This window comes from Acinetobacter sp. UBA2063, assembly GCF_002333245.1.
Classification (GTDB): domain Bacteria; phylum Pseudomonadota; class Gammaproteobacteria; order Pseudomonadales; family Moraxellaceae; genus Acinetobacter; species Acinetobacter parvus.
The window spans coordinates 1-10,494 of the sequence record NZ_DDAH01000123.1; the positions used below are offsets into that span (position 1 = coordinate 1).

12 protein-coding genes and 2 pseudogenes are annotated in these 10,494 nt (G+C 43.5%); 5 read left to right on the forward strand and 9 right to left on the reverse strand.

The window, feature by feature from the left end; all coding sequences use genetic code 11:
• The 3 genes and pseudogenes from serA to B4H32_RS05400 form a co-directional block, all read left to right on the forward strand.
• Positions 1-1,045: phosphoglycerate dehydrogenase (serA, locus tag B4H32_RS05390; RefSeq protein WP_286800625.1), on the forward strand; the 1,045-nt coding region annotated here is incomplete at its 5' end.
• A 45-nt stretch (positions 1,046-1,090) separates the two neighbouring features.
• Positions 1,091-1,828 (forward strand): annotated as a pseudogene (locus tag B4H32_RS05395) (EamA family transporter); the annotation flags it as partial.
• Complete coding sequence (locus B4H32_RS05400; protein WP_004683366.1) at positions 1,825-2,688, forward strand: EamA family transporter; 864 nt, start codon at positions 1,825-1,827, stop codon at positions 2,686-2,688. The pseudogene B4H32_RS05395 and the gene B4H32_RS05400, both read left to right, overlap by 4 nt.
• A gap of 26 nt (positions 2,689-2,714) precedes the next feature.
• On the opposite strand, the gene B4H32_RS05405 is transcribed toward B4H32_RS05400, so the two are convergent.
• Together B4H32_RS05405 and truB are read right to left on the reverse strand one after the other, a co-directional pair.
• Positions 2,715-3,167 (reverse strand): hemerythrin domain-containing protein, encoded by a 453-nt coding sequence (locus tag B4H32_RS05405; RefSeq protein WP_004683367.1) that lies wholly within the window; start codon positions 3,165-3,167, stop codon positions 2,715-2,717.
• Between the two features lie 197 nt (positions 3,168-3,364).
• The gene (gene truB, locus B4H32_RS05410; RefSeq protein ID WP_286800638.1) at positions 3,365-4,258 is read right to left on the reverse strand and encodes a tRNA pseudouridine(55) synthase TruB; all 894 of its coding nucleotides are present in this window, start codon (positions 4,256-4,258) and stop codon (positions 3,365-3,367) included.
• A gap of 137 nt (positions 4,259-4,395) precedes the next feature.
• Between truB and B4H32_RS05415 the strand changes: the two genes are divergently transcribed.
• Complete coding sequence (locus B4H32_RS05415; protein WP_286800646.1) at positions 4,396-5,439, forward strand: lipase secretion chaperone; 1,044 nt, start codon at positions 4,396-4,398, stop codon at positions 5,437-5,439.
• Positions 5,440-5,545: 106 nt separating this feature from the next.
• Positions 5,546-6,520, forward strand: a complete 975-nt coding sequence (locus B4H32_RS05420; RefSeq protein ID WP_286800654.1) for a lipase family alpha/beta hydrolase — start codon at positions 5,546-5,548, stop codon at positions 6,518-6,520.
• A 59-nt stretch (positions 6,521-6,579) separates the two neighbouring features.
• Here the strand turns inward: B4H32_RS05420 and rplS are convergent, their stop codons facing one another.
• From rplS to B4H32_RS05455, 7 genes and pseudogenes are all read right to left on the reverse strand, one after another.
• The gene (rplS, locus tag B4H32_RS05425; RefSeq protein WP_004660214.1) at positions 6,580-6,951 is read right to left on the reverse strand and encodes a 50S ribosomal protein L19; all 372 of its coding nucleotides are present in this window, start codon (positions 6,949-6,951) and stop codon (positions 6,580-6,582) included.
• Positions 6,952-7,145: 194 nt separating this feature from the next.
• Complete coding sequence (gene trmD, locus B4H32_RS05430; RefSeq protein ID WP_286800658.1) at positions 7,146-7,886, reverse strand: tRNA (guanosine(37)-N1)-methyltransferase TrmD; 741 nt, start codon at positions 7,884-7,886, stop codon at positions 7,146-7,148.
• A gap of 45 nt (positions 7,887-7,931) precedes the next feature.
• Positions 7,932-8,480: a ribosome maturation factor RimM gene (gene rimM / locus B4H32_RS05435; protein WP_286800684.1), complete on the reverse strand. Its 549-nt coding sequence runs from the start codon at positions 8,478-8,480 to the stop codon at positions 7,932-7,934.
• Positions 8,481-8,496: 16 nt separating this feature from the next.
• Entirely contained in the window at positions 8,497-8,754 is a 258-nt protein-coding gene (gene rpsP, locus B4H32_RS05440) for a 30S ribosomal protein S16 (protein ID WP_286800688.1), read from the reverse strand.
• Positions 8,755-8,971: 217 nt separating this feature from the next.
• A complete protein-coding gene (locus B4H32_RS05445) occupies positions 8,972-9,397 on the reverse strand; it encodes a type IV pilin protein (RefSeq protein ID WP_286800693.1) in 426 nt (141 codons plus the stop codon).
• Entirely contained in the window at positions 9,397-9,906 is a 510-nt protein-coding gene (locus B4H32_RS05450; RefSeq protein ID WP_286800707.1) for a type IV pilin protein, read from the reverse strand. Before B4H32_RS05450 ends, B4H32_RS05445 begins: the two co-directional genes overlap by 1 nt.
• A gap of 3 nt (positions 9,907-9,909) precedes the next feature.
• Positions 9,910-10,494, reverse strand: a pseudogene (locus B4H32_RS05455) (hypothetical protein); the annotation flags it as partial.

The following is a 10,494-nucleotide window of genomic DNA, read 5'->3' on the forward strand; positions in this document are numbered from 1 at the left end:
TACGCAATTGAGTGAAGAAATCTTTGAAGCAGCAAATAAATTGATTGCGGTGGGTTGTTTCTGTATTGGGACCAATCAGGTTGACTTAAAAGCGGCAATGTCGCGTGGTATTCCTGTGTTCAACGCACCGTATTCAAACACGCGTTCAGTAGCGGAACTGGTTCTTGCTGAAGCAATTTTATTACTGCGCCGTGTTCCTGAAAAATCAAAAGATACACATGCAGGTGGCTGGAACAAGTCTGCGGTCGGTTCGTTTGAAACACGCGGTAAGACTTTAGGTATCGTTGGTTACGGTTCAATTGGTTCACAACTTTCTGTATTGGCAGAAAGTCTGGGTATGAAAGTCATCTATTTTGATGCCGTGACCAAGTTACCGTTGGGTAATGCACGCCAAGTGGGTTCTTTAGATGAGCTTTTGGCAACTGCTGATGTGGTTTCCCTACACGTTCCAGATGTGCCATCTACACGTAACTTCTTCAAGAAAGAACAGTTTGCACAGATGAAAGAGGGTTCGATCTTCATCAATGCGGCACGTGGCACCTGTGTCATCATCGAAGATTTGGCTGATGCGATTAAATCAGGCCACATTGCGGGTGCGGCGGTTGACGTGTTCCCGAAAGAGCCTAAAGCAAACGGCGAAGAATTTGTTTCACCACTTCGTGGCTTGGACAATGTGATTTTAACCCCTCACGTAGGTGGTTCGACCATGGAAGCACAAGCGAACATCGGTCTGGAAGTTGCTGAGAAATTCGTTGCCTACTCAGATAAGGGTATGACGCTATCTGCGGTGAACTTCCCAGAAATCGCATTGCCATTGACTGAAGGCCAACATCGTTTACTGCACATTCACAAAAATATTCCAGGTGTATTGTCCAAAATCAACACCCTGTTTGCTGAACAAGGCATCAACATCTCAGGTCAGTCTTTAATGACCAAAGGTGACATTGGTTACCTCGTGATGGATGTAGATGCATCTGCTTCTCAGGAAGCACTTGATACCTTAAGCCAAGTTGAAGGTACGATCCGCGTACGTGTATTGTTCTAATCAGGACAATTCAGGAAAGGCCACAGTTTAAGCTGTGGCTTTTTTATGGGCGCAATGATTTTGGCTGTCATCTTTAAAATCTGGAAGATCAATTTCAGCAATATACGCTGGAAAGCAATCCTCAGCTACGGCATGGCCCTCGCGGGGATGAATGCCTTGTTTTATTTATCGCTAGAGCGTTTACCTTTGGGCTTAGCGGTTGCCTTTGAGTTTATCAGCCCTTTAAGTGTTGCACTATTTCATGCACGACAGCGCTATGATTTTATCTGGGTGGGCTGTGCCATTCTAGGCTTGATATTGCTATTTCCCTTACAACAGGCCCAGCAGGGTCTCGACCTAATCGGTGTATTGTTTGCGGTCTGTGCAGGTGCATGCTGGGCATTTTATATCATTGCAGGGCAAAAGCCCTCTGGCATTTCTGGCAATCATACCGTTTGTTTGGGGATGAGTATTGGCATGTTATGCTTGCTGCCTTTCGCGGCTTTCTCTGGTGCAGTCGGGCATGTGTTTGAACTGCCAAATTTATATTATTTTATTGGACTGGCAATTTTAGCCAGTGCCCTACCATTTTCATTAGAGATGATCGCGCTGCGCAATTTAACACCTCTTAGCTTTGGAACCCTAATGAGTCTGGAGCCTGCTGTGGCAGCTTTGTCTGGATTTATTTTTCTGGGTGAAACATTACTGTGGAATCAATGGCTGGCCTTGATGACCATTATCATTGCATCCATTGGCTGCACCGTGACCACCCAGCATGCCCGTCAGCAAAAAGAGGCCCTATGAAAAATCTCCAATTGCTTGCCGTGCTGTACATGGTTTTATCCATGGTGGCCTACCAGATCAGTGCCTCATTTGCCAAACAGTTGATTGCAACCCTTGATCCATTGACCGTCACGATTTTAAGGCTCTGTTTCGCCACGGTTCTGGTTACGATCATGTTCCGTTCATGGAGGATTTTATCCAGACTTAAACAGCTCAAATGGCGAGACTTGTTACTTTACAGTGCGTCTTTAGGTTGTATGAACATCCTGTTCTACAGTTCTTTAGGAAAATTGCCACAGGGAATTGCTGTGGGGCTGGAATTTATTGGACCCTTGGGTCTGGCCCTGCTTTCAATTAAACAGCGTAGCGATTATATCTGGGTGGCTTTTGCGATTTTAGGCATTGCCCTGATGGTGCCGTGGCATGATGCCAATGCCCAAAACTTTTCCTATCTCGGCGCGGCATGCGCACTCGGGGCTGGTTTCTTTTGGGCCCTGTACATCTATTTCGGGCACCGTGTGGTTCAGCAAAATATTGGCATGCATGCGCTGACCATTGCCATTGGCCTATCCGCCCTCACTTTACTGCCTTTTGGTTTGTGGAATAATGCACCCGCTTTGCTGGATACCCAATACTGGGGCAAGGCACTGGTCATTGCCCTATTGGCAACCGCCATTCCCTATGCGCTGGATTTGATGGCACTGAAACAACTCAGCAAATTGAGTTATGGCACCCTGTCGAGTTTGTCACCTGCTTTGGCTGCGCTCGCAGGCTTGGTGATATTACATGAGCAAATCAGTCTGCTCCAGTGGGTTGCATTGTTGTGTATTATTGTGGCGTCTATCGGGGTGACGTTTCGTCGAAAAAGCCCCACCCCATAGACTTGAATCTAAATACTCACTCATTTTTATTTCGGTTTTTCGGCCTTTTTATATTTCCGATATTCTGCCAGATACTTCTTGCCCAAAGTTTCTTTTTCTTTGTCTGCTAGAATTTTACCCGCTTGTTGGAAAAATTTATGCTCTTCTTCTTGCAAATGATGATGCACGGTTTCACTGAGTTGTTTGGCAATCCCCAACCAACTTGGACTACTCATTTCAGTCTCTTCCAGTTTCTCGACCAATTCATCCATTTCATGATGCTCTGCTAAAGCATGACGTGTGATATCCAGACCAACATCATCAAACATTAAAGGAATATAAAGAAAACGATCTTCTGCAACTGAGTGGGCATAGAGTTCATTTTTAAGATCTTCAAATAATTGTTTTCTTTCTTCACTCATGCCACTGGTTTTGATTAATTTTTCGGAAAGATCACGTTGACGCTCATGACTTTCTCTTAGTGCTTCAAAAATATTCATCCATCACCTCTGTTGTTATTGTTTATTGTTGGCTAGCTGAACAGCAAGATGCGTTGAGATCACATCCTACTGTTTGACTTGACTCGCCTTTCATACTAGAAAGTGTCTATTTTTTAAACAATTTCGATTTGCGTATCTTTGTGTATAAGAATGTTATCTTTCACCTCAACTTATACTGCTAAATGCTGCATGTTTTATTATAGGTTCAACAGGCGTTTTGGTACAAGGCGTTTTTTATCGGTGATTTCCGCCAGCCCTAGACAGCGTTCGCCATCAAATACCAGCACCTCAGCCGCCGCCTCATGCTCAATATTGCTTTCCTGACCGTTGCAGAAATACTTTTCACGGCCCTCGGGTAACTGTACTTTGGGAAAATGCTCAACAGGTGCATAAACAGGTAGTAATAATGCATCACGCTGTTCCAGAGTCAGGCTTTCCAGATATTCAATGGTATAGTCTGGATTAATCTCAAAATGCCCTGTTTGAGTACGATGTAATTTTGTTAAATGTCCACCGCAGCCCAAAGCTTCACCAATATCCTCCCCCAACACACGAATATATGTGCCTTTAGAACAAGTGACTTCGAGTACCAAACGATCTTGGGTGAAATCCAGCAAAGTTAATTGATAAATACTGACTGGACGCGCTTGCCGTTCAATTTCAATCCCCTGACGTGCTAACTCATACAACGGTCTTCCATCGCGCTTTAACGCCGAATACATCGGCGGAACTTGCTGAATATCGCCACGAAATTGCTGCAACACCGCTTCAATTCGTTCAGCTGTTAAAGCAGGAACTTCACGCTGTAACAATATTTCCCCTTCCACATCTCCAGTGGTGGTGGTTTGCCCTAGCTTCACCGTGGTTTGATAACGCTTGGTTGAATCCAGCAAATAATGTGAAAACTTGGTCGCCTCACCCAGACAGATCGGTAACAGGCCTGTTGCAAGCGGGTCCAGGGCTCCTGTATGTCCTGCCTTTTGCGCATTAAAAAGACGGCGGACTTTTTGAAGTGCGCAATTGGAACTTAAACCTAAGGGCTTATTTAATAAGAAAACACCACTCAGATGGCGATAAGAACTTTTTTTCATAAATGAAAGGTCAAACTATAAAGCGGTATCTTATCAAAACTATTCATCGGATTTTTAAAAATTACGTGCTTAAAAAAGCAACAAATATGATAAATTTATTTTCGTTTTTGAAATTTAAAGCAAATGGATTATGCTGAATGAATAAAATTAGAAAAAAAATATTCTTATTATGTAGCTTCTTGATCATTTCAGTTTCAATGCTGAGTGTTGTGTACTGGTTATACCCTCAAGATCAGCAGCCACAGCTCGAATCAACTGGTCAATCCAGCAACACCTTTAATTCAGCAGACCATTCAGATAATTCAGGCCAAGCACATGCAAGTGACGCAGCTTTTAACAGCACAAGCCAAATGGATACTGAAATCAACTGCAAACTACAGTTTAATGCATCGCAAAAATTAGTTGTGAATGCGCTGACCCGAGACTGCTTTGAATATTTCATTTCCCAATATGGCGAACGAAATATTGATGAAATCCGCCAGAGTTTTCAGCGCTATGTTGCCAAAGGTTTTCAGGCATCGGAGCAGCAGCAGATTCAGGAATTATGGTCACGTTATTTGAGCTATCGGGAACAGCTGAGCAAATTGCAGATGAATCAGCCTGCTCAGGAAAGTTATGGCTATTTTCAGGCAATCTTCGATGCAATGCATGACCTAAAGCAGCGCTTCTTTTCTCAAGTTGAAATTGAGGGCCTGTTTGGTACAGAGGACATCTACCAGCAATACACGCTTGACCGTATGCGCATTTTAGAAAATAAAAACCTGGATGCTGTCAACAAGGCCAAGCAGCTACAACAGCGCTTTGACCAACTTCCCCAGGATTGGCAGGAAAACCTCAAGGATTTATCCAAACTGGAAGATTTACGTTCCTTAACTGAACAGATCAAGGCCAGAAATGGTTCAGCACAGGAATTGCGGGATATGCGGGTCAACCTGGTTGGCGAAGCTGCCACCCAACGTCTGGAACAACTGGACCAGCAACGCTCAGACTGGAAACAACGCGTACAGTCCTATCTGGATGAGCGCAAGACCATTGTGGACAGCAATATGAGTGCATCGGCCAAAGATCAGGCCATTCAACAGCTCAAACAGCAACAGTTCCAGTCCACACAGGAACAGCAACGTCTACAAACATTTGAAACGGTCTATGACCAAGGAGGCCCCTTACCCTTTAGCAACTAGCAACACCTAATACAAGACATTGAAATAATGCGATTTAGCACGGATGCAATGTCAGTTCGCAAGAACATGAAGCCCCATATGAAAAACAAAAATTGAGAGTAATATCATGCAAAAACTTATTCGCTATCTTGCCGTATCCATTATGGCAATCAGTGCATCAGCCAGCTACGCTTCCAACGCCACCCAAGTCAAGGAAAGCTTTGTGCTCTCCAGCTATGCCAAAACCAAGTATCCCATTGTTTTTGTACATGGGGTGGCAGGTTTTTCACGCGTTGGAAGTGACCCACTAGGCGTTGATTATTGGCATCAAATCCTACCTGACCTTGCTCGTAATGGTGCAAATGTCTGGGCGACACGACTTTCACCTTTTAACTCAAATGAAATTCGTGGTGAACAGCTAGTACAGCAGGTTGAGGAAATCCTTGCCATTACGGGACAGCAAAAGGTCAACCTGATTGGTCACAGTCAGGGCGGCCCAACCATCCGCTATGTTGCAGGTATCATGCCGAGCAAGGTGGCGTCACTCACCAGTGTCAGTGGTACCCATAAAGGCTCGCCTGTCGCCAGCCTGATCACGAAAGTAGATGGCACGGGATTAGGTACTGCTGGCGCGGCTATTGTCAACTTTTTCTCTGGTGCAATCACTTGGGCACAAGGACTTGATGCTAAAAGCTATCCACATAACGCGATGGCGGCAGGACGCAGCATCTCGGTTGAGGGCTCAACGGCATTTAACACTCGATTCCCAATGGGTGTACCAACCACAGCCTGTGGTGAGGGCACTTATCAGGATAAAGGCATTTATATGTATTCATTCTCTGGCACACAGGCGCTGACCAACATCCTTGATCCACTTGATCCCTTGTTTGCAGGAACGAGCCTGATTGTTGACATCAAGGGTGACAATGATGGTATGGTCAGCCGTTGCAGTGCCAAGTTTGGTAAGACGGTGCGGGACAACCTACCTTGGAACCATGCTGATGAAGTCAATCAGGTTTTAGGTTTGAAATCACTGTTTGCACCTGATCCAATTGATATTTATCGTCAACATGCCAACCGCCTGAAATTGCAGGGACTATAAAACAGGTATAAAAAAATGCGCCAGATGGCGCATTTTTTTGCTTTACAACAAAGTTAAAATTAACCTTGTTTACGAGCTGGTAACTTTTCACGAATACGTGCAGCTTTACCAGACAACTCGCGTAGGTAGTAAAGTTTAGCACGACGAACGTCACCACGACGTTTCACTTCGATTTTAGCAACGATTGGAGAGTGAGTTTGGAAAACACGCTCAACACCAACACCGCTAGAAATTTTACGAACTGTGAAAGCAGAGTTCAAACCACGGTTTTTCTTCGCGATTACAACACCTTCAAATGCCTGAAGACGCTCACGGTCACCCTCTTTTACTTTAACTTGAACGATAACAGTGTCACCAGGAGCAAAAGCAGGGATATCAGTTTTTAACTGTGCATTTTCAACAGCTTGAACTAAAGGATGTTTACCACTCATTGTGGAATCTCCAATATGTGCGGGAGAGAAGAGGTCTCTTACACCGCTGAGGATAGAGGCTAAAACGCATATCGCTCGTTTAACTTTCCCTTTAAAACAGAATGTCTTAAAGAGCCTATTTTTAACTTAAACCAGGTTTAAGTAGAACTCGAAGCGAAGCTTCTCGTCTGGTGCAAGGATCAACCGATATAGGTTTAATCCTGCGAATTTTGTAGCCATTTTTTTTGCTGCTTGCTCAACTCGAATTTTTCCACCAACTCTGGTCGACGGTCCAAAGTACGCTGATAACGCTGTAAAAAACGCCATTTCTCAATATTGTCATGATGTCCTGATTTCAGTACCTCAGGCACATCTAACCCTTCGAAATGGTCTGGCTTGGTATATTGTGGACAATCCAGCAGACCATCCACAAAAGAATCCTGTATCGCAGATTGCTCGTCAGACATGACATTCGGCAAACGGCGAATAATGCTGTCCAACAATACCATGGCAGGAAGTTCACCACCCGACAACACGTAATCCCCAATGGACCATTCCTGATCAACATAATGCTGGATTAAACGCTCATCAACCCCTTCATAACGCCCACACAATACAATCAATCCATCGTAATCAACGAATTGTTGTACTGCCTGTTCATTTAAAGTTTTGCCTTGCGGTGACATATACACCACTGGGGCATGAACACAGCCTGCTTGTGTTGCAAGTTGTTTAGCATGGATAATTGCTTTTGCCAAAGGCTCAGCCATCATCACCATACCAGGACCACCACCGAAAGGACGTTCGTCCACCCGTTTGTAGTTACCCTCGGCAAAATCTCGTGGGTTAATGCAATTGACTTGCACGATGTCACGCTTTGCTGCACGCCCGCTAATCCCGTACGCTGTAATCGCTTCAAACATTTCAGGAAACAATGTGATGACTGCAAAAAACACCGCAGACTCCTTTATTTTCCTGCTGCGCTACCATCCTCTAAAGAGTTAGTAATCTACGCCCCAATTGACGTAAATGCGACCAGCTTCAAGATCAACACGCTGTACCACATCTTTATGCCACGGAATCATTCGCTCTTCAGCATCAATGCTATCAGGTGTCACTTTCACGACCATGACATCATTAGCACCAGTTTCAAACAGTTCGTAGATTTGACCAAGATTCACTTCTTGTTCTTCATCATCAAGACCTAAGACTGTTAGACCTTTAAGATCAGACCAGTAGTACTCGTCCACATCTGCTTTAGGAAGCTGTGATTTTGCAATCCAGATATTTGCACCAACTAAGTTTTCTGCACCCGTGCGATCATTCACGCCTTTTAATGCAACAACCAAGCCTTTGCCATGTGGTTTCCAGCGTTTTACATCTATGGTTTGCCAACCTGCCTTGGTCTCAATGTACCAAGGAAGGTAGTCAAACATATTGCTCATGGGTTCAGTATTGGAGTAAACCCAGAGCCACCCATTCAGTCCATAAGCTGAGCGTAACTGTCCAATCTGAATACGATCTTCGGGTACATTCTGTGTTGGTGTCATGGGCTACCTACTACTATTACGCAGCAGTTGCAGCTTTTTTAGCTTGAGCAGCTAAAGAAGCAACGCGTTCTGAAGGTTGAGCACCTTGAGAAATCCAGTGTGCAAAACGGTCAGCATCTAAACGAACTTTTTCCGCTTGACCTTGTGCAGTTGGGTTAAAGAAACCAATACGTTCGATGAAACGACCGTCACGTGCGTTACGGCTATCAGTTACAATGATTTGATAGAATGGACGTTTTTTTGCACCACCGCGCGCTAAACGAATAACAACCATGAGAACAACCTTATAATTTTTACGGATTATCCCTGCACCGACCATCGGCAACACTTCAAACCCCTTTCATAGAGGGCAGTATTTTACGTCATATTTGCCCTGAAAGAAAGATTAATTTAAGGCTTATCCACAGTTTTGAATTTAGTTATTGTTTTAGATCAGATAAATCGTTTCAAAGAACTTGAACTGTGTCCAATTCAAGTTCTTATTTAAATTACTACCATGTAGTACAAGTATCACTCGATGTTGGGACATCCTTACCATCATACCAGCATTTTATATTCTGATAATTCAAAGTAATTGCTCCTGTACCCGTTTGGCTCGTACCAGTTTTTGGTGTAGCAGTTAATGTCCACGTAGAAGCTGTAACGGTTAAAGCCAAGTTATATAAGGGTGTACCTGTTTTTGGAGTAACATTAGCACCATAAATATCTCCAATAGTTGCATTAGAATAACTATGCCTTGTTGCTTTAAATTGATTCAGGCTATGAGCAATTGTCATCATTTCAGCTTGCGCATCAGTTCTCTTCGTTTTGCGAACTGATTCTTGATAAGATGGATAAGCTATTGCTGCTAGAATGCCAATAATTGCAACAACAATCATTAATTCAATCAATGTGAATCCTTTTTTATAATAAAACATTACCAACTTTCTCCCCCCACCCCACATCCTGTATAAGTTATATTGGCTACAGTTTTATTTTTACAACGCACTCCGTTACTTGCCACCAAAAAAGAAAAGTTTCTAGTATCACTACTAACTGCCTGAATGGCCCAATTTTGCCCCAAAGCAGTCGTTGCTGTTAATAATGGGTTTCCAACTCCAGCATCTACAATAGTAATCACATATTTAGGATGAGCACTTTCCAAAGGTAAAATTAACTCTTGTTTAGTATCATCAAAACTATCTATTCGTGGGGATGGTGGTATTGGATATAAATAACGAGCATTAAAACCTTTATAAGAGAAGTTCTTTGATTTATGACGCTCTAATTGCTCAGCTAGTTTTTGCACTTCCTGCTGTGCCTGAGACGCCATTGCACGTCGTGTATATTGCTGATAACTTGGTATTGCAATTGCTGCGAAAATCGCAACAATTGCAACAACAATCATCAACTCAATCAGGGTAAATCCCCGAATGTGATATGTCATAGCTTAATCCCTTTTTGCATAGCGTTCATACCAACGATTTGGAATAAAATGCATTGAACCACCAGCAGTAATAAATTTGCTACCTGAACCACAAGCTGCACCCACACAACCAACTCCAATATCTGCGGGATCTGGAACAACAATAGATTTGCTATTTCCACCATCAATAGAACCAACATTAAGACTGACAATCCCTGAACCTAAATTATAAATATAATTAGCATCATCTCGACATACCCCTGTTGGTAGACATAAGCGTTGTGTAAAGCTATGACCTTTTACACCTGCACCACAGCTTGAGGATGTACCATTATTTGAAGCATCATACATAGTGACATATAAGCTACCTTCCATCGCAACAAGGGGTGATAAACCTTTAATAATGCTTGCACCCGCATTATCTCGGCTTAAACCAGTTGTACTAAATTTCTTATCAAAACGATAGTACCACCCCCCCCAACCAGAGGTTGAGTCTGCCACAGCACCTTTTACCAAAGTCGCATCCGCATCACTACGCACCACATCACTATTACTAATCAATTTTAATTGACTTGTTGATGCTGTTGTAGCCTCTGCCGCTGCCAATGT

Coding starts and splice junctions, on each gene's coding strand:
- rimM (WP_286800684.1), bottom strand. CDS start 8,480: ATGACACCAACACAGAATGTACCCGAAGATCGTATTCAGATTGGACAG.
- B4H32_RS05420 (WP_286800654.1), top strand. CDS start 5,546: ATGCAAAAACTTATTCGCTATCTTGCCGTATCCATTATGGCAATCAGT.
- B4H32_RS05400 (WP_004683366.1), top strand. CDS start 1,825: ATGAAAAATCTCCAATTGCTTGCCGTGCTGTACATGGTTTTATCCATG.
- B4H32_RS05415 (WP_286800646.1), top strand. CDS start 4,396: ATGAATAAAATTAGAAAAAAAATATTCTTATTATGTAGCTTCTTGATC.
- rpsP (WP_286800688.1), bottom strand. CDS start 8,754: ATGGTTGTTATTCGTTTAGCGCGCGGTGGTGCAAAAAAACGTCCATTC.
- B4H32_RS05405 (WP_004683367.1), bottom strand. CDS start 3,167: ATGAATATTTTTGAAGCACTAAGAGAAAGTCATGAGCGTCAACGTGAT.
- B4H32_RS05445 (WP_286800693.1), bottom strand. CDS start 9,397: ATGTTTTATTATAAAAAAGGATTCACATTGATTGAATTAATGATTGTT.
- rplS (WP_004660214.1), bottom strand. CDS start 6,951: ATGAGTGGTAAACATCCTTTAGTTCAAGCTGTTGAAAATGCACAGTTA.
- B4H32_RS05450 (WP_286800707.1), bottom strand. CDS start 9,906: ATGACATATCACATTCGGGGATTTACCCTGATTGAGTTGATGATTGTT.
- truB (WP_286800638.1), bottom strand. CDS start 4,258: ATGAAAAAAAGTTCTTATCGCCATCTGAGTGGTGTTTTCTTATTAAAT.